This window comes from Pseudomonas simiae (genome assembly GCF_900111895.1).
In the GTDB taxonomy this organism is placed as follows: Bacteria; Pseudomonadota; Gammaproteobacteria; order Pseudomonadales; family Pseudomonadaceae; genus Aquipseudomonas; species Aquipseudomonas simiae.
This window is the reverse complement of the sequence record NZ_FOKB01000008.1, coordinates 175,197-200,721: the sequence shown is the minus strand read 5'-3', so window position 1 is coordinate 200,721 and position 25,525 is coordinate 175,197. Positions and strand designations below refer to the sequence as shown.

Genomic DNA, 25,525 nt, shown 5'->3' with positions numbered 1-25,525 from the left:
GGGACACCGAGTTGCCTGCATCGCGGGCAAGCCCGGCTCCCACATGGATCTCAGGGGTTGCGGAACCGAGTCAGACCCTGAACTGATCCATCAACTTCATCTGCTGGCTGGCCAATGCATTGAGTTGGCTGCTGATGGCCGCCGACTCGGTGGCCTGGCCGGTGAGGGTTTCGGTCACAGTGCGGATCGCCGAGACGTTGCGGTTGACCTCTTCGGCCACGGCGCTCTGTTGTTCGGCGGCGCTGGCGATCTGCAGGTTCATGTCGCTGATCACGGTGACGGCATCACTGATCTTGCCCAAGGCCTGCGCCGCCTGATGGATCTGCCCGGCATTGCTTTGAGCCTGGCTCTGGCTCGAATGCATGGTCGCCACCACGCCACGGGTGCCGCTCTGGATGCGTTCGATCACCAGGCGGATTTCCTCCACGGAGTCCTGGGTGCGCTTGGCCAGATTGCGCACTTCGTCGGCCACCACCGCAAAGCCACGGCCACTTTCGCCGGCGCGTGCCGCTTCGATTGCCGCGTTCAGCGCCAGCAGGTTGGTCTGCTCAGCAATGCTGCGGATCACTTCCAGCACCGAACCGATCTGTTCGCTGTTGACCGCCAAGGCTTCGACTTCGCCTACGGCCTTGCTGACTTCTTCGGCCAATGAGGTGATATCTCGGGTGCTCTGCTCGATGATCGACATGCCTTCGCGCGCCGACTGATCGGCCCCACGCGCCGCGCTGGCGGCGTTGGACGCGCTGTTGGCGACATCGTGGGCGGTGGCGCTCATTTCATTGGAGGCGGTGGCCACCTGGTCGATTTCGCGGAACTGCACCTGCATGCCTTCGCTGGTCTGGCGCGCGATGGCCGATGACTGATCGGCCGTGCCACGGGCTTCGGTAATGCTTTGCTTGATCTGGGCGATGGTCGGTTGCAGCTTGTCGAGGAAGCGGTTGAACCAGTTGGCCAGTTCGCCCAATTCGTCCTTCTTGGCGTAGGCCAGGCGTTGAGTCAGGTCGCCGTCGCCGCTGGCGATGTCCTTGAGCATGGCGGCCACGTTGTTGATCGGGCGGGTCACGCCGGTGGCGGTCAGCCAGATCAGCAGCAGGCCCAGCAACGCGGCGGCGGCGCCGACCAGCAAAGCCTTGAGCGTACCGGCGGCCTGGGCTTTGTCGAGCACGTCCTGCAGCTTCAAGGTGTCAGCCAGCATCACGTTCCTGGGCAGTGTGACCACGACGCCCCAGGATTTTGCGTCTGCAATCGGCTTGACCGGGTAGACGGCGCGGATGGTGTGGTCCTGCTCGCGGATCATGGGCGAGTCGCTGGCCAGTAGTTGCACGATTTCCTTGCCTTCGGCGCCGACGGTATCCATGAGGGTTTTGCCGACTATCTCCGGCTGACCGCTGGAGGCGGCAATCAGACCGGTGCTGGAAAGAATGTCCAGGTGCGCCGCGCCATTGAACAGTTCTTTTTGCGCCGCGTCCGTCACTGCTTGCAGGGTGTTGAGGGCGATGTCGATACCGACCACGCCGATGACGTTGCCGTCCACCATCAGCGGCAGGGAGATGGTGGTCATCAGCATCTGCTTGCCAGCCACTTCATCGGCGTAGGGGTCTAGCAGGCACACTTTGCGCGTGTCCCGTGGGCAGGTGTACCAAATGTTGTAGGGCGTGCCGCTGAGGTTGGGGGTGGTCTTGGTCAGGTCATCTTCGACCATGATGGTGTTCAGGCCTTCGCCGCCGGCGCGGCTCCAGTAGCTGGAGAAACGGCCTTTCTCGTTGGACACGCGAGCCTTGTCGTCGACGAACTCGCTGTCCTTGCCATCCAGTCCGTTGGGTTCGAACGAGAGCCAGATACCCAGCACTTTGCTGTTGCGCTCGAACGTGGTCTTGAGGCTCTGGTTGAGTTCTTCACGCAAGGCGCCGGGTTCCAGCGCGCGCTTGGCCGCGAGGGCGCGCAGGTCCTTGACCTGATCGGCAAGGGCGGTCACTACCAACAGGTTTTCGCCAAAGGTTTTCTGCAACAGTACGGCCTGTTCGCCGGCTTTGGATTGCAGCAGGCTCTGCACACTGCTGGTGAGCATTCGCGAGCTCGAATCGCTGATCAACTGATCGTTCTGATTGGTTTCGTAGAGGTTGATGCTGATGATCAGCGCGATCACCCCCAAGAGGCAAAGGCCCGACAGCAGCACTATTTTCAAGCGGATGGAGAGGGTGTCGAACATAGGTTCACTCGCGAATGGACGGGCTGGAAGGCACGTAGTGCAGGCCAAGTCCATTCAGCGCTATGTCTGAAACATCGGCGTCACACATCAATTCATGAGAAACAGGCGATGAGCGGTAGGATAAACCCTACACGCAGCGTTATACGGGCGCCGCAAGCCGTTCCGGTCGAGACCAGATCCACAGGTTGCCCAGGCTCATCCCGGCAATGGCCAGGTAGATCGGCCAGCCGTGGTCGAGCATCACCAGCATCAGGATCGCGCAGAGCAGCATGCTCGCGGTGGCACTGACTTTGGCCCGGCGGGCGATGATCTTGCCGTTGCGCCAGTTGAACAGGATCGGCCCGAACAGCCGGTGGTTTTCCAGCCAGGCGCTGAGGCGCGGTGAGCTTTTGGTGGCGGCCCAGGCGGCGAGCAGAATGAATTCGGTGGTAGGCAAGCCCGGCACGACAATCGCCACCAGCCCGATGCCCAGGCTGACGTAGGCCAGCAAGCCGAAGAGGATCCGGACGATTTTCGAGGTGGATTGGGTTTTGCCGGTCATGGGAGCATGCAGAGTCGATAAAAAATCAGCTTGGAGTGGGGTTTAAATGTGGGAGCGGGCTTGCTCGCGAATGCGATGCGTCAGTCCAGTATCAGGTGACTGATACTCAGCATTCGCGAGCAAGCCCGCTCCCACAGTGCTACCGCATTCCAATCGTGGGTATCAGGCCAGTTCAGGGGCGCTAGCGTACGCCTGTTCCAGCAATACGGTGAAGCGTACGAAGGCGTCAATCGCACCTTTTTCCACCGCGGCTTCTTCTTCGGCGCTGAATTCCAGCGCGTCCAGGGTGCGGGTGAAGCGCTTCCAACCCTCGGCACGGCCACCGGCTGGCTCACCCAGGTGACGGGCACCGAAGGTTTCGCTCAGGCCCAGGCCTACGGCGCGCTTGATCAGGAACGCGGCGCCCAGCTTGGAGCCTTCGGAAACGAACAGCCAGCCCAGCGCTTCAGCCTTGCTCGGGTTGTTCACCGCGCCGGCAACCGGGGCTGGCACTTCGGTGTCCAGGTCACCCAGGTCCAGCTTGGCCGCTTCGGCGCGGCAGCGTTCGGCCAGGTCCGGCACGATCTTGATCAGCTCGGCATCGTTGTACAGCGCCACCAGTTCCGACTGGAACAGGTACTGCGCCACCACGAAGCGCGCGAAGTTGGCCTGGGTTTCAAACGGCGCGTGGGCTTTGACCAGGGCGTCGAGCTTGGCGTGCGGCGAGTGGGTAATCTGGTTCAGGCGCTGGGAGCGTAGGCTTGGGCGTTCAGCGGTAGGAGAAGCGGTCATGAAAAAGTCCTTGAGAAGAAGAGCGCCTGGGTGCTCTAAAGAGAGCCGTTATCAACTAGACGAACAAGAAGACGCGGCACAGTAAAAAATCCTCACCTCGTCGGTAAAATTTCGACGAGGTGAGTGGGGCCTCGGTTAAAGGTCGTGATCAGATGTCCCAGATCACGTTGATCGCAACGTTGCGACCCGGCTGGGTCAGGCGGTCGAGGTTGGCCGGGGAGGTCACACCGGCTTCGCCGACGCCGTCGTAGCTGCGCACGTCATCCCAGTTCCAGTACTTCTTGTCGGTGAGGTTGTAGAGGCCGCCGTTGACGGTCACGTCGTTGGTGACCTTGTAGAAGGCGGTCAGGTCGAGGACGCCGAAGCCTGGGGTCTTGAAGGGGGCCGTGGTGCTGCCGTCAGGTGCGTGGAAGGTGGTGCTGTCGACGCGATCCTGCTTTTTCACCAGGGTCCAGCTCAGCAGGCCACCGTAGTTGTCCTGGTCGTAGCCCAGGCCGAATACGCCCTTGAGCGGGTTGACACTGTTGAGCGGCTCGCCATTGTCGTCGTTGCGACCGTAGGTGTAGCCAACCGAACTCTGGGTGTACAGCCCTTGGGGGGCGCCGAACGCGTCGAGGTTCAGGCGCCCTTTGGCTTCGATCCCCTTGATGGTGGCGTGCTTGATGTTGTTGGCTTCGAATTGCTGTGCGGTACCGCCGGCGACGGAAGCGTCCTCGTCGATGAAGTTGCGGTATTTGTTGTAGAACACGGCGATATCAAACGAACCGGAGTCGAAGTGGCCGCGAATCCCGGTTTCCACGCCCTTGCTGCTTTCCGGCTTGAGGTCCGGGTTGGGTTCGACGGTGTAGCCCTGCTGCAGGTTTTCAAAGCGGCCGTACAAGGCTTTGGCCGATGGTGTGCGGAAGCCTTCGGCGTATTGGCCGAACCAAGTGTACTGGTCGGTCAGCGCATAGGTCAGACCGAATTTCGGCGTGACGCGGTGCCAGGTTTTTTCCTTGTCACTGTGGGCATAGATCCGTGTCGGGTCGACGGTGTTGAGGAACTCTTCAGTCAACTTGGGTTTGAGTTGGGTGTAGTCGTAGCGAACGGCGGGCAGGAAGGTCCACTTGTCCCAGGTGATTTGGTCCTGCGCGAACAGCGAGTAGGTGTTGATGGTCGGGTCCGGGAAATCACTGGCCTTCTTCACGCTGTCGCTGGCTGTCGGGCTGGGTGCGCCGATGGCTGTGCAACCGCCGCCGACCGCCAGGCAGGTGGCGGCGCCTTCGCGGGAGCCGGTGACTTTCTGTTGTTTGAGGGTGGTGCCGTAGGTGACCTGGTGATCGGTGTCGCCCCAGCTGAAAGCCTTGTCCAGCTGTGCGTCGAACACCCACTGCTTTTCTTCGTAGAGGGTTTCGCGGGTGCGCAATACGCGGCGGGACGGCTGGTAGATTTCGGCGGTGGACTGGTCGGTCTTGGCGATCTGATAGTTGAGGCTGGTCTTGATCTGATCGGCAATCGGCGAGTCCAGGGCGAAGCGGTTTTCGATAGCGAAACGCTCACGGGTGATGGTGTCGTTGCCCGACCGTGCACGGTAGAAGTTGAAGCCGCGCCCGCCGGTGAACGGTCCGCCCACGGCGTTTTTCAAGTTGACGTCGCGATCATCCTTGTATTTCTCGTAGGTCAGGCCCAGTCGATTGTCATCGCCATAGTTCCAGCCCAGCTTGGCCAGCACGTTGGTGGTGCGTGCATCCTCGGGGTTGGCGCCGGTGCGCGCCAGGCCCGTGGCGTTGTTGCCATCGTAGGACTCCATTTCATGGCCGTTGCGCTGGCTCAGGTGCAACAGGCCGTCGACATCCTGCACACGGCCGGCAACGGTGCCGGAGGTCAGCCAGCTTTCGTCGGCGGAGCTGTAGCCGGTCTTCAGGCGAGCGCCGACGTCCTGGCCGGGCTTGATGATGTCATCCGGGTCGAGGGTGAAGTAGCTCACGGCGCCGCCAATCGCGCTGCTGCCGTACAGGGCCGAGGCCGGGCCGCGCAGGATCTCCACGCGCTTGACGATTTCCGGGTCGACATAGTTGCGGCGGGTCTTGGCGTAGGGACCGTTGAAGAAGTTGTCCGGCACTTCGACGCCGTCGACCTGGGTGAGGATGCGGTCGCCGTCGATGCCGCGAATGTTGTAGCCCGAATTGCTTGAGCGGCCACCGGCACCGCCGACCGAGACGTTGGGTTCGTAACGTACCAGTTCACGAATGGTATTCACGTTCTGGCGGTCCAGCGCCTCGCGTTCCTGCACGGTCACGGTGCTCGGTACGCTGTTGATGTTCTGCTCGTTACGCGTGGCGCTGATGGTCACCTGTTGCAGGTTGAGGGCGCCGCCCGGCGCGCGCTTTTCCAGCACGATGTTGTTATTGCCCAGTTTGCGGTAGCTCAGGTTGGTCCCCACCAACAGCCGGTCCAGGGCTTTTTCCGGCGACAACGGGCCGCGTACGCCTGGGGACGACACGCCCTGGCCCAGTTCGGCCGGCAGGCCGACTTGCCAGCCGGTCACGGCGGTAAAAGCGTTGAGTGCCGAGACCAGCGGTTGCTGCTCAATGCTGAAGCTGTAGTTGCCGTGGCTACGCGCAGCAGGTTCGGCGGCGGTGGCGGTCATCACCGGCGCAGCGGCCAGCAGGATGGCCGCGGTCAGCAAGGACAGGGTGGGCGAAGAGGACCGGCGGTTGAAACGAGAGGACATCGAGAGCGCTCCGGAGTACGAATCTTATAGTTGCGAACTGAGACAAATAGGAATCAGTTGCATTGGCTAAGACGAGACGTACCACCCTCGGCTATCGAGTAAAAATAATTCTCATTTAGTTCAAAATCACCAGCGATGGGTATTCCGACAGCTTGGCCGAGGTGATGTGAGCCAGGGAGCGCACCACGTCCAAGGGCTGGTCGAGGCGGTAATTGCCGGTGACGGCGACGCTGGCCAGTTGGTCGTTGGTGTTGACGATCCAGCCCGGGTAATAGCGGCGCAGCTCGGCGAGCACTTCGCTCATCGGGCAGTTTTCGAAGATCAGCCGACCTTGCACCCAGGCCAGGTCCTTGTTGGCATCCAGCTTGGCCGGTTGGCCGAACCCCTTGGGCCCGATGCGGATACTTTCACCGGCACTCAGGCGCACGCGGGCATCGTCGAAGGTGTTGCTCAGGTCGACATCGCCACGCTGCACCTGCACCTGGGCTTCGCCATTGAGGTAACGCACGGCGAAGGCGGTGTCGCGCACGCTGGCGCGTACGGGGCCGGCGTCGATTTCCAAGGGCAAGCCGTGACTGGGCACGATGTCGAAAAACGCCTCGCCCTGATACAGGCGAGCGATGCGCTGGTGGTCCTTGATGTTGCTGGAAAACGCCGAGTTGGTGTTCAGCAATACCTTGGAGCCGTCGTCCAGTTGCAGGCGCTGGCGTTCGCCTACCACGGTGAGGTGGTCGGCCTGCAGGCGTACCGGCAGGTTGCTGAAACTGAACAGGCCGATCAGCAGCACGGCGGCGGTGGCCAGCGGTTTCCAATGTGGCTTGAGCCGGCGCCAGGCGCTCGGCTTGCGCGGCGCGGCCAGTGCGACGGCAGCACTGTGTACCGGCGCGCCGCCCCACGCGGCCTGGGCCTTGGCGAAGGCGTGGACGTGGGCGGGATCGCTGGCCAACCAGGTTTCGAATTCGGCCTGCTGTCCGGCTTGCGGGCACTGCAAGGCGATCAGCCAGTCGAGGGCTTGATCCATAGCCGTGTCTTGCAACACCTCATGAGCCAGCTCATGGGGGCGCAGTTTATTCGGGTCCGTCACGGTGTTCCTCGGGTCTTCGCCACGTTCTATTCAACTTTCCTACAGCTTGGGTCGACGCTTCTGTCGGATGGAGCTTAAGGCCGATCCAATCGTTCGGCCACACCTACGCAGATAGCCATGATCAATTTGAGTTCCTTTTGCACGGTGCTCAAGGACACGCCCAACTGATCGGCGATCTCCTGGTAACTGCAACCATGCAAGCGGCTGAGGATGAAAATCCGCTGTTGGCGGGCGCTCAACTGGCCCAGGCTGACGCTCAGGGCTTCAAGCATTTGCTCGGCCTGGGTGGCATCTTCGGGTGTGCTGATGGGGGCGGCGACGCTTTGCAGGACATCCAGCGGGACATTTTCCTGCAGTGTGCGGGCCTGGATCCTGCGCGCACGCAGGTGATCCAACGCCAGGTTGCGCGCCGTCTGATAGACGAAAGGTTCAAGGTGATCGATCGGCCGCTCGCTCAGGGCCCGGGTGACGCGCAGGTAGGTTTCCTGCAACAGGTCCTCGGCGGTGCTGTGGTTATTCACCATCCGCTGCAAGGTGCGAAGCAGCATTACCCGTTGGGTGAGAAAGACGTGGTTGAAGCGAGATTGGCTCACAGTGATACCAGACCGATTTGCAGTTAATGATAATGCTTATCATCAACTCAAATGGCAAGGAACACTTTCTGCGGGTTTGCGCAGGCCAAATGTGGGAGCGGGCTTGCTCGCGAACGCATCACCTCGTTATTCAGACGAACCGAGGTGCTTGCATTCGCGAGCAAGCCCGCTCCCACACAAGCCCACTCTATGTGGATTACTCGGCGTTGCAGAGCGCCAGGCAGTTATCCAGCATACGGTTGGAGAAGCCCCACTCGTTGTCATACCAAGCCAAAACTTTCAGCAACTTACCGCTGACCTTGGTGTGATTGGCATCGAAGATCGACGACAGCGGGTTGTGGTTGAAGTCGCTGGAAACCAGCGGCAGGGTGTTATAGCCGAGGATCTTCGAGTGCTGGCTGGCTTCCTTGAGGAGTGCGTTGACTTCCTCCGCCGTGGCGTCTTTTTTCAACTGCACGGTGAGGTCCACCAGCGACACGTTGATCACCGGCACACGCACCGCCATGCCGGTCAGCTTGCCCGCCAGTTCCGGCAGCACCAGGCCGACGGCTTCAGCGGCACCAGTCTTGCTCGGGATCATGTTCTGGGTAGCCGAACGCGCGCGGTACGGGTCGGTGTGGTAGACGTCGGTCAGGTTCTGGTCGTTGGTGTAGGCGTGAATCGTGGTCATCAGGCCGCTTTCGATACCCAGTTCGCGATGCAGCACCTGGGCGACCGGCGCCAGGCAGTTGGTGGTGCACGACGCGTTGGAGATGATCTGGTGGGATTGACGCAGAATGTCATGGTTTACACCGTAGACCACGGTAGCGTCCGCCCCTTTGGCCGGTGCCGAGATGATCACCTTGCGCGCGCCGGCGGTAATATGGGCGGCAGCCTTGTCACGGTCGGTGAACAGGCCGGTGCATTCGAACACGACGTCGATCTTGTGCGCGGCCCACGGCAGGTCGGCCGGGTTGCGAATGGCGCTGACGGCAATCCGGTCGCCATTGACGGTCAGGCTTTCCTGATCGTGGGCGACCTCTGCTTCGAAAGTGCCATGTACGGTGTCGTATTTGAGCAGGTGGGCATTGATCGAACTGTCGCCCAGATCGTTGATGGCGACGATCTGCAAATCCTGGCGGTAGCCTTGGGTATACAGTGCGCGCAGGACATTACGGCCGATACGGCCAAAACCATTGATTGCGATACGAAGAGTCATTGGAAAGTGCCTGTCGTCGATTTGTTGTAAGAATTACAAGATTATTCGCATAAAAATAGAAAACAAGCCTTTTTAGTGGCAATATTTTGTTCAATCTACAACGAGTGACCTGAATCAACTGGTCCGATGATCCAAACGACTCCCTGCCATCCCATGAGCTGTGGGCGTTTGATCAGCATAGACACTCAGGTCGCCACATCCGTTAGCCTGGAGTTCTACACATGCATCCCCGCGTTCTTGAGGTCACCGAACGGCTTATCGCCCGCAGCCGCGCCACCCGCGAGGCCTACCTTGCGCTCATTCGCGGTGCAGCCATCGACGGTCCGATGCGCGGCAAGCTGCAATGCGCCAACTTCGCCCACGGCGTGGCCGGTTGCGGCACTGAAGATAAAAATAGTCTGCGCATGATGAATGCCGCCAACGTGGCAATTGTTTCGTCATATAACGACATGCTCTCGGCACACCAGCCGTACGAACATTTCCCTGAACAGATCAAGAAGGCCCTGCGCGAAGTCGGCTCGGTCGGGCAGTTCGCTGGCGGCACCCCTGCGATGTGCGACGGCGTGACCCAGGGCGAGCCGGGCATGGAACTGAGCCTGCTCAGTCGTGAAGTCATTGCCATGTCCACGGCGGTAGCGCTGTCCCACAACATGTTCGATGCCGCGCTGATGTTGGGCATCTGCGACAAAATCGTCCCGGGCCTGATGATGGGCGCGCTGCGCTATGGCCACCTGCCGATGATCTTCGTGCCGGGCGGCCCGATGCCGTCGGGCATCTCCAACAAGCAGAAAGCCGACGTGCGCCAGCGCTACGCCGAAGGCAAGGCCACGCGCGAAGAGCTGCTGGAATCGGAGATGAAGTCCTATCACAGCCCCGGCACCTGCACCTTCTACGGCACCGCCAACACCAACCAGTTGCTGATGGAAGTGATGGGCCTGCACTTGCCGGGCGCCTCGTTCGTCAACCCCTACACCCCGCTGCGCGATGCGTTGACCCGCGAAGCCGCACACCAGGTCACCCGTCTGACCAAGGCCAACGGCAGCTTCATGCCGATCGGCGAGATCGTCGACGAGAAATCCATCGTCAACTCGATCATTGCCCTCAATGCCACCGGCGGGTCCACCAACCACACCCTGCACATGCCCGCCATCGCCATGTCGGCGGGCATCATCCTCACCTGGGACGACATGGCCGACCTCTCCGAGGTGGTGCCGACCCTGTCCCACGTGTATCCAAACGGCAAGGCCGACATCAACCACTTCCAGGCGGCGGGCGGGATGTCGTTCCTGATCCGCGAACTGCTGGAAGCCGGCCTGCTCCACGAAGACGTCAACACCGTGGCCGGCAAGGGCCTGAGCCGCTACACCCAGGAACCCTTCCTGGTCGACGGCGAGCTGATCTGGCGCGAAGGCCCTATCGAAAGCCTCGACGAAACCATCCTGCGCCCCGTGGCCCGCGCGTTCTCGCCGGAAGGCGGCTTGCGCGTGATGGAAGGCAACCTCGGTCGTGGTGTGATGAAAGTGTCTGCCGTAGCACCTGAACATCAGATTGTTGAAGCTCCGGCGGTGGTGTTCCAGGACCAGCAAGATCTGGCCGATGCGTTCAAGGCCGGCCAGCTGGAAAAAGACTTCGTCGCCGTCATGCGTTTCCAGGGCCCGCGCTCCAATGGCATGCCCGAATTGCACAAGATGACGCCGTTCCTCGGTGTGTTGCAGGACCGTGGCTTCAAGGTCGCACTGGTAACAGACGGGCGTATGTCCGGCGCGTCGGGTAAGATCCCCGCCGCGATTCACGTCAACCCCGAAGCCCAGAGCGGCGGGCCACTGGCGCGGGTGCGCGATGGCGATATCATTCGCGTGGATGGCGTGAAGGGCACCCTGGAGCTTAAGGTGGACGCCGAAGAATTTGCAGCGCGCGCGCCTGCCACGGGCCTGTTGGGCAATAACGTGGGGGCCGGTCGCGAGCTGTTTGCATTTATGCGCTTGGCCGCAAGCTCCGCAGAGCAGGGCGCCAGTGCCTTTACCTCTGCCTTGGAGACGCTTAAGTGAAACTTGCGCTGGTCGGTGATATCGGGGGCACCAACGCCCGTTTCGCGTTGTGGCGCGATCAGGAGTTGCATTCGATCCGCGTGCATGCCACGGCGGATCACTCCAGCCCTGAAGACGCGATCAAGGTTTACCTCAAAGAGGAAGGCCTGGAAATCGGGGACATCGGTGCGGTGTGCCTGTCGGTCGCCGGGCCTGTGAGCGGGGATGAATTTAAATTCACCAACAATCACTGGCGCCTGAGCAAGACTGCCTTCTGCAAAACCTTGCAGGTGGATGAACTGTTGCTGGTCAATGATTTTTCGGCCATGGCCCTGGGCATGACCCGGCTCAAGCCCGACGAATTCCGTGTGGTCTGCGAGGGCACGCCGGAGCCGTTGCGCCCGGCGGTCGTGATTGGTCCGGGCACTGGCCTGGGTGTCGGGACGCTGCTGGATCTGGGCGCTGGCCGCTTTGCGGCGTTGCCGGGGGAGGGCGGGCATGTCGACTTGCCCCTGAGCAGCCCGCGTGAAACCCAGCTGTGGCAGCACATTTATACTGAGATCGGCCATGTCAGCGCCGAAACCGCCTTGAGCGGTGGTGGCTTGCCGCGTCTTTACCGTGCCATTTGCGCGGTCGACGGCCACACGCCGGTGCTGGAAACCCCTGAGGCGATCACGGCCGCAGGCCTGGCCGGCGACCCGGTGGCCATGGAAGTATTGGACCAGTTCAGCATCTGGCTGGGCCGGGTAGCAGGCAACAATGTGTTGACCACCGGTGGACGCGGTGGTGTGTACATCGTGGGTGGGGTGATACCGAGGTTTGCCGACTTCTTTATCAACAGTGGTTTTGCCAAGAGCTTCGCTGACAAAGGCTGCATGAGCGACTACTTCAAAGGCATTCCGGTGTGGTTGGTGACCGCCCCGTATTCTGGATTGACCGGGGCTGGCGTGGCTTTGGAGCAGGCGTTTGCGTAGGTCGTGATAGCCTCATCGCAGGCACGCCAGCTCCCACATTTGCAATGCATTCTCCTGTGGGAGCTGGCGTGCCTGCGATGAGGGCATCAAGAGCAACAAATGACGTAAGCTTGGCCATAACAACAAGGAGGACCCCGTGAGCGTAATCAGTAAATCGATTCTCCTCGTCGACGATGACCAGGAAATCCGCGAATTGCTGCAGACCTACCTCAGTCGCGCCGGTTTTCAGGTGCGTGGCGTGCCGGATGGCACGGGGTTCCGCCAAGCGATGAACGAGGCGCCGTGCGATCTGGTCATCCTTGATGTGATGTTGCCAGACGAAGACGGTTTCAGCCTTTGCCGCTGGATCCGCCAGCACCCGCGCCAAGCGCAGGTGCCGATCATCATGCTCACCGCCAGCTCCGACGAGGCCGACCGCGTGATCGGCCTGGAGCTGGGCGCCGACGATTACATCGGCAAACCCTTCAGCCCCCGCGAGTTGCAGGCGCGGATCAAAGCCCTGTTGCGTCGCTGCCAGTTTGGCCAGGAACGCAGCAGTGGTGGCGAGGTGTTGGTGTTTGATGAATGGCGCCTGGATATGATCAGCCACCGCCTGTTCCATGTGGACGGCGAAGAAGTGATCCTCTCCGGTGCCGACTTTGCCCTGCTCAAATTGTTTCTCGACCACCCGCAGCAGATCCTCGACCGTGACACCATTGGCAACGCCACCCGTGGCCGCGACCTGATGCCGCTGGACCGTATCGTCGACATGGCTGTCAGCCGTCTGCGCCAACGCCTGCGCGATACCGAAAAACCCCCGAGGCTGATCCGCACGGTGCGCGGCAGCGGTTATCAACTGGCAGCCAGCGTGGTTGCCGGCAATGCCCACTGACCATTTGACCGAGCGCCGTCGCCGCTTCCCGGTGCCACGCTCGTTGCTGGGGCGCATGCTGCTGCTGACACTGCTGGCGGTGCTGTTTGCCCAGGCGCTGTCCAGTGTGATCTGGGTCTCGCAATTACGCGCCACTCAGCTCGAAGGCCTGGTCACCAGCGCCCGCAGCCTGGCGCATTCGATGACCGCCAGCGTGAGTTATTTCCGTTCGTTGCCGGTGGCATATCGACCGTTGGTGCTGGACCAATTGCGCAGCATGGGCGGCACCCGTTTCGTCGTGACCCTCAATGATCGCCCGTTGGACATGGCCATCCTGCCGCAGACACCGCGCAAGCAGGCAGTGCTTGAAGCGGTCAACGAAGTGTTGAAACAAACCCTCGGCGCCGATGTGCATATCTCCGTGGAGTTCGTCAGCGCCGAAGACCTGCGTATCTTCAATGCCGGCCTGAAACTCGACGAACTGCCACGCTCCTGGGCCCATTACGCGTTGACCCTGGAACCGGTTAACCCACCGGTACTGGTTACCCAGATCCAGCTCGCGCCCGGCGAATGGCTGTACATCGCCTCGCTGTTGCCCGAGCCCTACACCAGCCTGGAAGAACAGGGCCTGCCGTCCCAGCAGGTGTGGTTTATCGTGCTGACCAGTGGTTTCCTGCTGCTGTTCATCGGCTTGCTGGTGCACTGGCAGAGCCGGCCTCTCAAGCGCCTGGCGCGGGCGGCGCGGGACATGTCCCTGGGGGCCGACGTAGAGCCGGTGGCCGAAGGCGGCGGCAGTGAAGTGGTGGAAGTGGGCCGTGCGTTCAACGCCATGCGTGAGCGCATCAGCCGTTACCTGACCGAGCGCAGCCAGTTGTTCAGCGCGATTTCCCACGACTTGCGCACCCCGATTACTCGCCTGCGCCTGCGCGTGGAATTGCTTGAAGACGAGAACCTGCAAACCAAGTTCGGCCGCGACCTGGATGAGTTGGAGTTGCTGGTGAAAGGCGCGCTGCAATGCGTGAAAGACACCGATATCCACGAAAACATCGAACCGGTCGACCTGAACCACGTGCTCGACTGCCTGGTGGAACCGTACCTGGCGCCGAACGGCAATGGCCGCGTTACCCAGCATGGCCGGGCGTTGACGACTTATCCGGGCAAACCGCTGGCGCTCAAGCGCTGCATCGGCAACTTGATCGACAACGCGTTGAAGTATGGCCAGAACGCCCACCTGTACATCGAGGACGACGGCGCGGAGTTCGTTCTGCACGTGGATGACGAAGGCCCCGGCGTGCCGGAGCAGCGGTTGGAGCAGGTGTTTGAACCGCACTTCCGCCTGGCTGGGCAGCAACAGGGCTACGGCCTGGGCCTGGGAATTGCGCGCAACATTGCGCACAGCCATGGCGGCGAAGTGAGTCTGCAGAATCTGCGCGAGGGTGGCTTGCGCGTGACCTTGCAACTCCCTCGCGGATTAGACTGAATGTATGCGGCCCCAATGTGGGAGCTGGCTTGCCTGCGATAGCGGTGTATCAGCCAACTCATCTGGCACAGACAGACCGCTATCGCAGGCAAGCCAGCTCCCACATGTTGATCTTCATTTGGTCAGATGCTTTGGCGCAGTCGGGCCAAGTCTCTAAGGGGCGGCGCCCCAAACAGCCGGCTGTACTCCCGACTGAACTGCGACGGGCTTTCATACCCCACGCGATACCCCGCTGCCGACGCTTCCAACCCTTCGGCAATCATCAACCGTCGCGCTTCCTGCAAGCGCAACTGCTTCTGATACTGCAACGGGCTCATGGCGGTGATCGCCTTGAAGCGGTGGTGCAGGGTCGAGACGCTGAGGTTCACTGCCTTGGCCAGGTCATCGATGCGCAGCGGTTGCTCGTAGTTGCCGTTCAACCACGTGATCGCCTGGCTGACCCGATGGCTCTGACTGTTGGCCACGGCGATTTCATACAGCCGATAACCCTGCGGCCCCCGCAACAGACGGTAGAGGATTTCCCGGTTGATCAATGGCGCAAGCATGGCGATGTCTTTGGGCGTATCCAGCAACCGCGCCAGGCGCAGCACAGCGTCGAGCAACTGGTTGTCGATGCGGTCGACGTACATGCCGCGGGACGTCGGGCGCGACGGCACGCCCATCGGGCCTGCTTCTGCGATCAAGGCCGTCAGTTGCGCCGGGTCGATATTGATGCGCACCGACAGGTTCGGGTCTTCCGGGGTGGCATCGATGATCCGTCCGGCCACCGGCATCGCCACCGAGAACACCAGGTAGTTGAGCGGGTCGTAGGCAAAGATCTCGTCGGCCAGGCGCACTTCCTTGCTGCCGCTGGCCAGGATGCACAGGGCAGGCTCCACCAGCACCGGCATGAAGTCGCGCGGCGTGTTGTGGCGGTTCAGGAACAAGGTTGTGATGGCTGTACCGTAGGAGCCGTCCTCCCAGGTGTGCCGATGCACGATGCTGGCCAGCTCGGCGCGCTGCTTTTCCATCTCGGCATCGAGGGGGATGGCTGTATGTTCGGGCGACGACATGGAGCGTCCTCTACTGGCTACTTCGATGGGCTCAGCTTAGCGGCGGCTTTCTAAAAAGTGTTACGTCGATTCTGCACAATCCTTGCCTGATCCTGCGACGCATCGTGAATCAGGCAATCGTAGGGGCTGTCATCTCCCTGAAACAAGGCGGTTGCCCTTGGAATAATTGCCGGGGCCAAACGTCCTATCTGCGCTTCTCGCAGGATTGTGCAATAAGCCAGCAGGAATCGACTAACCGCGCCCGCACCCGCGCCATTATCTTTGATCCTGTGGCAACACGCCCTCACAGTGCTTGCCGAGCATCACTTCTCAACGGGAGAGTCGAACATGTCCACCCCCATTCCCGCGAGCCATATGGCCTTTATCCGCGCCCGCACCGGGTGCAGCACCGAACTCGGTGCACGCTTGAGCAGTTTGATCGAACCGGGTCGTCAGGCTCAGGGTTGCCTGCAATTCTCGTTGCAGCATTCCCAAGTCGATCCCGATGTCTGGTTGATCTCCGGTTTCTGGAGCAGCGAGCAGGCGATGAGCGCCTACTTCAACTCTCCGGCCCTGATGATCTTCACCGAACTGTTGAACGACATGGTCGTGCGCAGCATGGACTTCCAAACCTTTACCGATGCATCCGCTGCACACGCCTACGGCGAGTACCTGCAACTCGCCGGCTGATCAGGTTTAGAATGGCCAACTTTTCCATTGGCCAGGACCTGCAACATGGCACGTAAACAATTTGCCCACCACGAAGCCGTTTCCGCCGTAGTACCGGGGGAGGGTGGCTACAGCGCCGCCGTCGCCGTCAAGGCACTGGATGGCATGGGCGCACCGCAGTTTCACAAGATCCTTGATGGACAGACGTTCAAGACGGCTTCTGATGCGGATGATGCCGCCACTGTGCAGCTTGAGCGGTTGATCGGAGTGGATGAAGAAGGTCAACTGGCCTGGGCCAGCGCCGCCAACTGAGCAACGCCGACAATCCAATGTGGGAGGGGGCTTGCCCCCGATAGCCGTGCGTCAGTCAACAAAGATGTTGAATGTGCCATTGCTATCGGGGGCAAGCCCCCTCCCACTTTTTATTGTATTTCAGTCAGGGTTTGGTGGTGCCTGGCCGGTACATCTTGAACAGCGCCTCCGGCCCCAACTGGAAGTAATCCGCCGGGCCACCACCGCGCAAGATCGGCTCGGCGGCGGCGGTGTCGTAGACCCCGTCCTTGAGCAGCCACTTGGCAATGTGCACCGCGACCACCTCGCCCAGCACCAGCCAGCTCGGCACCAACGCCTTGTCCGCACGTTGCAGCTGGATGATTTGCGTCACCTTGCATTCGAACGACACCGGGCTCTCGCCCACCCGTGGTACGCCAACAATCTTCGACGCCACCGGCGTCAGGCCGGACAACTCGAACTCGTTGACCTCGGGGGAAACGGCGGCGCAACTCTGGTTCATCTGCTCGGCCAGCGGGCGGGTCGCCAGGTTCCAGACAAACTCGCCGGTTTGTTCGATGTTGTTCAGGCTGTCTTTGCGCCCGACACTGGAAAACCCAATGATCGGCGGAATGTAGTTGAACGCATTGAAGAAGCTGTAGGGCGCCAGGTTCAGGCGACCTTCACGGTCGTGTGACGAAATCCAGCCGATCGGCCGTGGACCAACGATGGCATTGAACGGGTCATGGGGCAGGCCGTGGCCGTTGGCGGGTTCGTAGAAATGGATAGCGTCGGACATGGCCTGTTCCCTACTCGGTTCTGGGGCATGCATCATACCCAATGTGGGAGCAAGTCGAATCGTCGCTTCGCCGCTCCCACATGTTTTACCGAGACAGACCTTTAGTCCGTGGTAATGCGCGAGTGTTTACGGGTGTCCTTCATGGTCACGTAGACCACCAGCGACACCGCGATGCACGCGGTCACGTACCAGTAGTAGCCGGTCTCCATGCCGATGCTCTTGAACCACAGCGCGATGTATTCAGCGGTGCCGCCGAAGATCGATACGGTCAGGGCGTACGGCAGGCCCACGCCGAGGGCGCGGATTTCGGTGGGGAACAGCTCGGCCTTCACTACCGCGTTGATCGAGGTGTAGCCACTGACGATGATCAGCGCCGCCATGATCAGGAAGAACGCGCCCCACCAGCTTTGGATGGTGTGCAGGGTGGTGAGGATCGGCACGGTGAACAGGGTGCCGAGGATGCCGAAGGCAATCAGGATTGGCCGACGGCCGACTTTATCCGACAGCCCGCCGACGATGGGTTGCAGGCACATGAACAGGAACAGCGTCGCCGCCGAAATGGTGGTGGAGTCGGAAATGCTCATGCCGACCGTATTCACCAGGTATTTCTGCATGTAGGTGGTGTAGGTGTAGAAAGCCAGCGTGCCGCCCATGGTCAGGCCGACCACGGTCAGCAGTTCCTTGGGGTGACGCATCAAGGTGCGCATCGCGCTTTCCTTGGCTTTTTCTTTCTTGGTGAACGACTCGGTTTCTTCCATGCCGCGACGCAGGTACAGCGCGACGACTGCGCACAGCGCGCCGATGGCGAACGGGATACGCCAGCCCCACGCATACAGCTGCTCGGTGGTCAGCACTTGTTGCAGCACGATCAGTACGGCCAGGGCGATGAGCTGGCCCGAGATCAGGGTCACATACTGGAAGCTGGAGTAGAAACCACGACGTTCCTTGGTCGCCATCTCGCTGAGATAAGTGGCGGAGGTACCATATTCGCCGCCGACCGACAGTCCCTGCAGCAAACGGGCGAACACCAGCAGGATCGGTGCACCGATACCGATTATTTCATAGCCTGGGCTCAGGGCAATCAGCAGCGAGCCGAAGCACATCAGGTAGACCGAGGCCATCAGGGCTTTTTTACGCCCGACTTTGTCGGCGTACAGGCCCATCAACCAGCCACCGATCGGGCGCATCAGGAAACCCACAGCGAAGATCGCGGCGGTGTTGAGCAGTTGGGCGGTGGTGTCGCCTTTCGGGAAAAAGGCTTTGGCGAAGTACAGCGAGAAGGCGGCGTAGACGTACCAGTCGTACCACTCGACCATGTTGCCGACCGATCCGCTGAAGATCGATTTGATCCGGCTGGAAGTGGTGCGTGCTTTTGCCGGCGCAGCCGCCGACCCCAGAGGCAGGGAGTTGGAGTTATCCATTGAAGGATCCTTCATCTAATTGTTTTTGTGGAGCGTGCTTGAGCACTGCCTGGTTTGGGCTATAGCAGGAGCTGTGCCAGGTAGATGAAGGCCCGGAATAGAAGGGTCAGAGGATTTTTTTGAGCGGAAAGTCGCTGATGATTTTTAGGTAATGAGCGGAAATCCGCTTATGGCCACCAGCCTCTTCGCTGGCTTGCCTGCGATGGCGGTCTGAAGGTCGCTAGAGAAACATCTCCCGCACCAACCCATGGCGCTGCATCTTTTCATTCAAGGTTCGCCGAGGCAGTTGCAGCTCGGCCAGCACCGCCTTGATATCGCCCTTTTGCCGCTTCAGTGCAGCTTTGAGGCAATGCGCTTCAAACGCCTCCTGCTGCGCCGCCAACGATTGCCCGGCCTCGACGCCTTCCGGCTCCGGCTCGCCAAGGCCCAATACCTGGCGTTCGGCGACGTTGGCCAATTCGCGCACGTTACCTGGCCAGTCATGGCTGAGCAGACGCCCCAGTTGCGCACCGCTCAGCGGCTCGACGCTACGGCCCAGGCGCTCGGCGGCGCTCTGTGCAAAGTGGTCGAACAGCAGCGGAATATCTTCGCGGCGTTCACGCAAAGGCGGCAGGCGCAATTGCGCGACGTTCAAACGATAAGCCAGGTCTTCGCGAAAGCGTCCGGCGCGGGCCTCTTCCAACAGGTCTGGTTTGGTGGCGGCGATGATGCGCAGGTCCACGTGGATACTTTGGTTGGAGCCCAGGCGTTCCAGTTTCTGTTCCTGCAACACGCGCAGCAGTTTCACTTGTTGGGCCAGGGGCATGCTTTCGATTTCGTCGAGGAACAGCGTACCGCCGTGGGCATATTCCAGTTTGCCGATGCGCTTGCCCTGGGCGCCGGTAAAGGCGCCGCTTTCGTGGCCGAACAGCTCGGCCTCGAACAACTGCTCGGGGATCGCCGCGCAGTTGAGGGCCACAAAGGTTTTTTTCGCCCGTGGGCCGAAGTCATGCAGGCAACGGGCAACCAGTTCCTTGCCACTGCCGGTCTCGCCACGGATCAGCACATTGACCGGCAGGCTTGCCAAATCCAGCACCTGGCGGCGTAGGGTCTGCAAACCTCGAGACACGCCTAAAAGGGTCGACTCCAACTGTGCGCGATGATCGGCCTGTTGATGCAGGCGACGGTTTTCCAGAATCAATCCACGCTTGTCCAAGGCGCGGCGCAGGCTGTTGAGCAGGGCGTCGGGGCTGAAGGGTTTTTCCAGGAAGTCGTAGGCGCCGTCGCGCATGGCTTCAACGGCCATTGGCACATCGCCGTGGCCCGTCAGCAATATCACCGGCAAATCCCCATCACGGCGCTGCACTTCAGCCAACAGTTCCAGGCCGCTGAGACCTGGCATGCGCACGTCGCTCAGGATCACTCCGGGAAAATCCTTGGGCAATTGCGTCAGGCATTCTTCGGCGCGGCTGAATAGCTGTACCTCAAAGCCCGACAGGCTCAACCACTGCTCGACGGCCGTGCGGATGCTGGCTTCGTCGTCGACCACAATCACCGCGTTCAACATAGGTCGGGCGTCTCCAGCGCGATAGGCAGGGTCAGGGTGAAAACCGCGCCGTCGCCACGGTTGCTGGCGATCAGGCGGCCACCCAATTCGTGCACGATAGCGTAGGACACCGCCAGCCCCAAGCCGAGGCCATCACCCACAGGTTTGGTGGTGAAGAACGGGTCGAACACGCTGTTCAGGTGTTCTTCGGCAATCCCGCCGCCGCTGTCGCTGACGGTGAGTTGCCACAACTGCTCATCGGCATGCAGGCGGATTTCCAGGCGTTTGCGTGGCTTGTCGACCATGGCGTCAAGGGCGTTGCGCAGCAGGTTGATCAATACCTGTTCCAGGCGGATCGCATCGCCACGCACCCAGGCGGGGCGGGTCAGGTCCAGCACCACGCCGATGGATTCGTCGCGCAGGCGCGCATCGAGCAAGTGCAGGGATTGGTCGACCACGGTGGCCAAGTCCAGGCGTTCACGCAGGCCACTGGGGCTTTTGCGCGCGAAGGTCTTGAGATGGCCGGTGAGCGCGGCCATGCGCGTGAGCATGTCGTCCAGTGGGGTGAGCGCCTGGTAGGCGTCGTCGACACGGCCATGGTCCAGCAGCAGGCGCAAGGTGGCCAATTGCATGCGTTGGGCGGTCAGCGGCTGATTGATTTCATGGGCGAGGGCGGCGGACATCTGCCCCAATGCCGCCAGTTTGGCCGACTGCACCAGGCCATCCTGAGCGGTGCGCAGCGCCTGGGTGCGTTCTTCCACCAGTTGCTCAAGTTCCTCGCGGCTGCGCTGGCGCAAGCGGGCCAGGCGCCAGCGTTGGGTCAGGAACAGCACCAGGAACACCAGCGCCAGCCAGGAGCCGGCGGCGGCCAACCCGGCGTTGCGCTGATCTTCAAACGCGAATTGCGGCTTGCGCAGCAAGTGCAGGGTCCAGCCTTCGGCCTTCAGCGGCAGCGATTCCCAAATGTAATTGGCACTGCCATCCGGACCGTTGACGCGCATCAGATGGCTGTTTTCGTCGAAGCGTTGCAGGGTGCTGGTTTCCAGCGCCTGCAGGTGTTTCTTGTCGTATTGGCGAGTGGCCTTGAGTTCGGCAAGGTCGCTGGCCGTTAACGGCCGCAGGTTGCGATAGCGCCAGCCGGGCTGGTTGGCGATGAACACGATGCCACGGGCGTCGCTGACCAGCAGCAGGTCATTGCCTTGGGCCCATTCGCGTTCAAGTTCGGGGAACTCCAGCTTGACCACCATGGCGCCGAGGAACTGTTCGTGTTCATCGACCACCGCGCTGGAGAGGAAGTAACCGGGAATGCCAGTGGTCACGCCCACCGCGTAAAAACGCCCGGTGCCTTGGCTCAGGGTTTGGCTGAAATAGGGGCGGAACGCGTAGTTGTGTCCCACATAACTGCTGGGCAGGTTCCAGTTACTGGCGGCCACGGCCAGGCCAGTGCGGTCCATCAATTCCAGGGTGGACGACTGCGCCGCGCCGTTGATGCGTTCCAGTTTGCGGTTGAGCAGGTCCTGGGTGGCGGTATCCAGCGGGCCCTTCAAGGCATTGATCATCTCCGAGTCCAGCGCCAGCACGGCGGGCAGGGCTCGGTAGCGTTCAATCAGGGTGTGCAACGAATTGGCATACAGCGCAAGTTGCTGATTGGCACGAGCGGCATCGTCTACCAGGGCTTGGCGTTCGGCATGGCGTGTCGCCAAGGCCGCGGCCAGCAGCGCACCGGCGATGATCAGCAGGGAGTAGAAAGTCAGGCGCAGGGGGCGAGGGATTACGATCATACGGTGATGGGCAGGCACGGTAAGGGAGTGCACCATACCATGAGGGGCAAGCAGTTGTGGTGAGGGGGCTGGCCCCTCACCACAGAAGCACTTACTGCACTTCTACCGCCAGGCTTTCACTGATCTTTTTCTGCCAGATGGCAGGACCGGTGATGTGCACGGATTCGCCCTTGCTGTCGACAGCAACGGTCACCGGCATGTCTTTCACGTCGAACTCGTAGATCGCTTCCATACCCAGTTCGGCGAACGCGACAACGCGCGACTTCTTGATGGCTTGCGCCACCAGGTAAGCGGCGCCGCCCACGGCCATCAGGTACACGGCCTTGTGGTCCTTGATCGCTTCGATGGCGGTCGGGCCGCGCTCGGATTTGCCGATCATGCCCAACAGGCCCGTTTGTTCGAGGATCTGACGGGTGAACTTGTCCATCCGCGTCGCGGTGGTCGGGCCCGCCGGGCCAACCACTTCTTCGCGCACCGGATCAACCGGACCGACGTAGTAGATGAAGCGACCCTTGAGGTCCACCGGCAGGGTTTCGCCCTTGTTCAGCATCTCGACCATGCGCTTGTGCGCGGCGTCGCGGCCGGTGAGCATCTTGCCGTTGAGCAACACGGTTTCTCCCGGCTTCCAGCTCTGCACTTCTTCCGGGGTCAGGGTGTCGAGGTTGACGCGGCGGGCCGACGGGCCGGCTTCCCAGACGATTTCCGGGTAGGCGTCCAGCGGTGGCGCTTCCAGCGACGCTGGGCCCGAACCGTCGAGCACGAAATGGGCGTGACGGGTGGCGGCGCAGTTGGGGATCATGCACACCGGCAGCGACGCGGCGTGGGTCGGGTAGTCCATGATCTTCACGTCGAGCACGGTGGTCAGGCCACCCAGGCCCTGGGCGCCGATGCCCAGTTGGTTGACCTTCTCGAACAGCTCCAGGCGCATCTCTTCGATACGGTTTTGCGGGCCGCGTTTTTTCAGCTCGTGGATGTCGATGGATTCCATCAACACTTCCTTGGCCATCACCGCGGCTTTCTCGGCGGTGCCGCCGATGCCGATGCCGAGCATGCCCGGTGGGCACCAGCCGGCGCCCATGGTCGGAACGGTCTTCAGCACCCAGTCGACGATCGAGTCGGACGGGTTGAGCATGGCCATTTTCGATTTGTTCTCGGAACCGCCGCCCTTGGCCGCCACGTCCACTTCCACGGTGTTGCCCGGGACGATGGAGTAGTGGATGACCGCAGGGGTGTTGTCCTTGGTGTTCTTACGCGCACCGGCCGGGTCGGCCAGGATAGAGGCACGCAGGACGTTTTCCGGCAGGTTGTAGGCGCGACGCACGCCTTCGTTGATCATGTCGTCCAGGCCCATGGTGGCGCCATCCCAACGTACGTCCATGCCCACGCGCACGAACACGGTGACGATACCGGTGTCCTGGCAGATCGGGCGATGGCCGGTGGCGCACATGCGCGAGTTGATCAGGATCTGGGCAATGGAGTCACGGGCCGCTGGCGATTCTTCGCGCAGGTAGGCTTCGTGCATGGCCTGGATGAAATCAACGGGGTGGTAGTAGGAAATGAATTGCAGGGCGTCGGCAACGCTCTGAATCAGGTCGTCTTGCTTGATCACGGTCATGAGTCGCGCTCCTCTATAAGGGAACATTCAATAAGGTGGCTTCAGTGGGGTGCATCGGTCGGCTGAAACCACCTTTCCAAGGCACGCCACTGGTGCAGGCGCGACGCTAAAAAGGCGCGGCAGTATAACCCGGCTCGGTGGCCGATACACCCGACTATGGTCAAACTGTCGCAGGCATGATTCCCTGTGCGCGCTCCCTTGTGATTGAGTCCTTATATGCCTGAACTCTACGTCGGCGAACGCCATTGGTCGGTCTCTTCCGGCAGCAACTTGCTGGATGCCTTGAACCAGGCCGGTGCGGCCGTGCCTTACAGTTGCCGCGCCGGCAGTTGCCATGCGTGCCTGGTGCGATGCGAGGGGGAGGTCGAGGACAAGCAACCCGAGGCTTTGAGCCCGGCGCAACGCCAGGACGGCTGGCGCTTGGCATGTCAGTGCCAGGTTCGCGGGGATTTGCGCGTCGAAACCTTTGATCCGACACGTGACGGGTTGCCGGCCCAGGTGGTGGGTGTGGATTGGTTGAGCCCGAACGTGCTGCGCCTACGCCTGCAACCCGAGCGTGGCCTGCGCTACCGGGCCGGGCAGCATCTGGTGCTATGGGCAGGTCAGGTGGCGCGGCCCTACTCCTTGGCGAGCTTGCCCCAGGAGGATGCGTTCCTGGAGTTTCATCTCGATTGCCGTCTGCCCGGCGAATTCAGTGATCTTGCCCGTCAATTGCAGGTGGGCGACCGTCTGCGCCTGGGCGAGCTGCGCGGCGGCGCGCTGCAGTACGACCCCGACTGGCAACGTCGACCGCTGTGGCTGCTGGCGTCCGGCACGGGCCTGGGGCCGCTCTGGGGGGTGTTGCGTGAGGCTTTGCGCCAGGATCATCAGGGCGACATCCGCGTGATTCACCTGGCCCATGATGCTGACGGGCATTACTTGGCCGAACCCCTGGCGCAGCTCGCTGCACAGCATCCCAATGTGACGGTGGAGCTGTGGACAGCGGCGCAGGCGACCCAGGCATTGGCGCAACTGCGGCTTGTTTCGCGGCAAACTCTGGCTTTACTCTGCGGGCACCCGGCCAGTGTCGAGGCGTTTTCCAAGCGTCTGTTCCTGGCGGGATTGCCGCGCAATCAACTGCTGGCCGATGTGTTCCTGCCCCGTGGTTGAGCGCTGAACTCTACAGCCGCGAGATCTGCCATGACTGACGCCATCCTGCAGCACCGTGAACGCGGGCTGCTGATCCTGCAGCTCAATCGTCCCGAGAAGAAAAATGCGCTGACTCGGGCCATGTATACCCAATTGGCCGAGGCGCTCGAGCAGGCCGATGCGGATGTGGATATCCGCTGCGTGCTGATCCAGGGCAGCAGTGACTGCTTTACCGCCGGCAACGACATTGGCGATTTTCTCGAACAACCGCCCAGCACGCTCGACAGCCCACCGTTTTATTTCATGAAAAGCCTGCTCAACTGTCGCAAACCGGTGATTGCCGCCGTGGCCGGCGTTGCGGTGGGTATTGGTACAACGCTGTTGCTGCACTGCGATCTGGTGTACATCAGTCGGGATGCGCGGCTGCGCATGCCGTTCGTCAACCTGGGGCTGTGTCCGGAGTTTGGTTCGAGCCTGATCCTGCCGAGGCTGTTGGGGCACGCCAAGGCGGCTGAGTTATTGCTGCTGGGCGAGGGCTTCAGCGGCGAACAGGCGGCGGCGTGGGGGATTGCTACCGAGGCGTTGGGCAGCGGCGAGGCGGCACTGGCCATGGCGCGGGAAATGGCCGAGCGCTTTGAGACCCTGGCGCCGGGCGCGGTGCAAGTGACTAAGCAACTTATGAAGAGTGTGGACCGCGAGCAATTGCGCCAGGTGATCGAGGAAGAGGGCGCTTTATTTACCCAGCGGTTGAGGTCGCCGGAGGCGATTGCGGCGTTGTCGGGGTTTATCAACCGGTCCTGAGAAAGCAAAAAGCCCCGCCATTTAAAGGGCGGGGCTTTGATTTTT

Annotated in this window: 21 protein-coding genes and 1 pseudogene; 8 read left to right on the top strand and 14 right to left on the bottom strand. The window is 61.4% G+C overall.

Translation table 11 applies throughout. The features are described 5' to 3' along the window. Positions 1–70: 70 nt before the first annotated feature. The 8 genes and pseudogenes from BMZ57_RS30275 to gap all read right to left on the bottom strand — a co-directional run bounded on the left by BMZ57_RS30275 (position 71) and on the right by gap (position 9,109). Positions 71–826, bottom strand: coding sequence for a methyl-accepting chemotaxis protein (locus BMZ57_RS30275; protein WP_370737427.1), 756 nt, complete (start codon positions 824–826; stop codon positions 71–73). Between the two features lie 102 nt (positions 827–928). After that, positions 929–2,068: pseudogene (locus tag BMZ57_RS30270) on the bottom strand (methyl-accepting chemotaxis protein); the annotation flags it as partial. A 280-nt stretch (positions 2,069–2,348) separates the two neighbouring features. Beyond that, on the bottom strand, positions 2,349–2,750 hold the full coding sequence (locus tag BMZ57_RS23020) for a YbaN family protein (RefSeq protein WP_044287804.1): 402 nt from the start codon (positions 2,748–2,750) through the stop codon (positions 2,349–2,351). Between the two features lie 162 nt (positions 2,751–2,912). Next, positions 2,913–3,521: a biliverdin-producing heme oxygenase gene (locus tag BMZ57_RS23015; RefSeq protein WP_042571223.1), complete on the bottom strand. Its 609-nt coding sequence runs from the start codon at positions 3,519–3,521 to the stop codon at positions 2,913–2,915. A 148-nt stretch (positions 3,522–3,669) separates the two neighbouring features. Next, on the bottom strand, positions 3,670–6,234 hold the full coding sequence (locus tag BMZ57_RS23010; RefSeq protein ID WP_069672758.1) for a TonB-dependent receptor: 2,565 nt from the start codon (positions 6,232–6,234) through the stop codon (positions 3,670–3,672). Positions 6,235–6,349: 115 nt separating this feature from the next. Continuing rightward, entirely contained in the window at positions 6,350–7,318 is a 969-nt protein-coding gene (locus BMZ57_RS23005) for a FecR family protein (protein ID WP_010208031.1), read from the bottom strand. A gap of 74 nt (positions 7,319–7,392) precedes the next feature. Continuing rightward, positions 7,393–7,911: an RNA polymerase sigma factor gene (locus BMZ57_RS23000; RefSeq protein ID WP_021491213.1), complete on the bottom strand. Its 519-nt coding sequence runs from the start codon at positions 7,909–7,911 to the stop codon at positions 7,393–7,395. A gap of 196 nt (positions 7,912–8,107) precedes the next feature. Continuing rightward, on the bottom strand, positions 8,108–9,109 hold the full coding sequence (gene gap, locus BMZ57_RS22995) for a type I glyceraldehyde-3-phosphate dehydrogenase (protein ID WP_010208035.1): 1,002 nt from the start codon (positions 9,107–9,109) through the stop codon (positions 8,108–8,110). Between the two features lie 221 nt (positions 9,110–9,330). Between gap and edd the strand changes: the two genes are divergently transcribed. From edd to BMZ57_RS22975, 4 genes are all read left to right on the top strand, one after another. Then, positions 9,331–11,157, top strand: a complete 1,827-nt coding sequence (edd, locus tag BMZ57_RS22990; protein WP_010208036.1) for a phosphogluconate dehydratase — start codon at positions 9,331–9,333, stop codon at positions 11,155–11,157. Next, positions 11,154–12,110 (top strand): glucokinase, encoded by a 957-nt coding sequence (locus BMZ57_RS22985; protein ID WP_010208037.1) that lies wholly within the window; start codon positions 11,154–11,156, stop codon positions 12,108–12,110. Before edd ends, BMZ57_RS22985 begins: the two co-directional genes overlap by 4 nt. Positions 12,111–12,246: 136 nt before the next feature. Next, complete coding sequence (locus BMZ57_RS22980) at positions 12,247–12,981, top strand: response regulator (RefSeq protein WP_010208039.1); 735 nt, start codon at positions 12,247–12,249, stop codon at positions 12,979–12,981. Positions 12,982–13,012: 31 nt separating this feature from the next. Beyond that, the gene (locus BMZ57_RS22975; protein WP_010208040.1) at positions 13,013–14,440 is read left to right on the top strand and encodes an ATP-binding protein; all 1,428 of its coding nucleotides are present in this window, start codon (positions 13,013–13,015) and stop codon (positions 14,438–14,440) included. A gap of 122 nt (positions 14,441–14,562) precedes the next feature. Here BMZ57_RS22975 and BMZ57_RS22970 read toward each other — a convergent pair whose 3' ends face one another. After that, positions 14,563–15,492 carry an AraC family transcriptional regulator gene (locus BMZ57_RS22970; protein WP_010208041.1) on the bottom strand — a complete coding sequence of 310 codons (930 nt, stop codon included), beginning with the start codon at positions 15,490–15,492 and terminating at the stop codon, positions 14,563–14,565. Positions 15,493–15,819: 327 nt separating this feature from the next. Here BMZ57_RS22970 and BMZ57_RS22965 point away from each other — a divergent pair, with 327 nt between their 5' ends. Together BMZ57_RS22965 and BMZ57_RS22960 are read left to right on the top strand one after the other, a co-directional pair. Further along, positions 15,820–16,161 (top strand): antibiotic biosynthesis monooxygenase family protein, encoded by a 342-nt coding sequence (locus BMZ57_RS22965; protein ID WP_010208042.1) that lies wholly within the window; start codon positions 15,820–15,822, stop codon positions 16,159–16,161. 45 nt (positions 16,162–16,206) lie between these two features. After that, entirely contained in the window at positions 16,207–16,452 is a 246-nt protein-coding gene (locus BMZ57_RS22960; RefSeq protein WP_010208043.1) for a hypothetical protein, read from the top strand. A 124-nt stretch (positions 16,453–16,576) separates the two neighbouring features. On the opposite strand, the gene BMZ57_RS22955 is transcribed toward BMZ57_RS22960, so the two are convergent. The 5 genes from BMZ57_RS22955 to BMZ57_RS22935 form a co-directional block, all read right to left on the bottom strand. Next, a complete protein-coding gene (locus BMZ57_RS22955; protein ID WP_021491216.1) occupies positions 16,577–17,209 on the bottom strand; it encodes a flavin reductase family protein in 633 nt (210 codons plus the stop codon). A gap of 101 nt (positions 17,210–17,310) precedes the next feature. Continuing rightward, on the bottom strand, positions 17,311–18,630 hold the full coding sequence (locus tag BMZ57_RS22950; RefSeq protein ID WP_021491217.1) for an MFS transporter: 1,320 nt from the start codon (positions 18,628–18,630) through the stop codon (positions 17,311–17,313). 220 nt (positions 18,631–18,850) lie between these two features. Then, a complete protein-coding gene (locus BMZ57_RS22945) occupies positions 18,851–20,176 on the bottom strand; it encodes a sigma-54-dependent transcriptional regulator (RefSeq protein ID WP_069672757.1) in 1,326 nt (441 codons plus the stop codon). Continuing rightward, positions 20,170–21,936, bottom strand: a complete 1,767-nt coding sequence (locus tag BMZ57_RS22940) for a sensor histidine kinase (RefSeq protein ID WP_010208050.1) — start codon at positions 21,934–21,936, stop codon at positions 20,170–20,172. The genes BMZ57_RS22945 and BMZ57_RS22940 overlap by 7 nt, the downstream gene beginning before the upstream one ends. Positions 21,937–22,027: 91 nt before the next feature. Further along, positions 22,028–23,551, bottom strand: a complete 1,524-nt coding sequence (locus BMZ57_RS22935; protein WP_010208051.1) for a fumarate hydratase — start codon at positions 23,549–23,551, stop codon at positions 22,028–22,030. Between the two features lie 216 nt (positions 23,552–23,767). Here BMZ57_RS22935 and BMZ57_RS22930 point away from each other — a divergent pair, with 216 nt between their 5' ends. After that, entirely contained in the window at positions 23,768–24,700 is a 933-nt protein-coding gene (locus tag BMZ57_RS22930; RefSeq protein WP_021491219.1) for an iron-sulfur-binding ferredoxin reductase, read from the top strand. A gap of 30 nt (positions 24,701–24,730) precedes the next feature. Further along, a complete protein-coding gene (locus tag BMZ57_RS22925; RefSeq protein WP_010208054.1) occupies positions 24,731–25,480 on the top strand; it encodes an enoyl-CoA hydratase-related protein in 750 nt (249 codons plus the stop codon). Positions 25,481–25,525 lie beyond the last annotated feature (45 nt).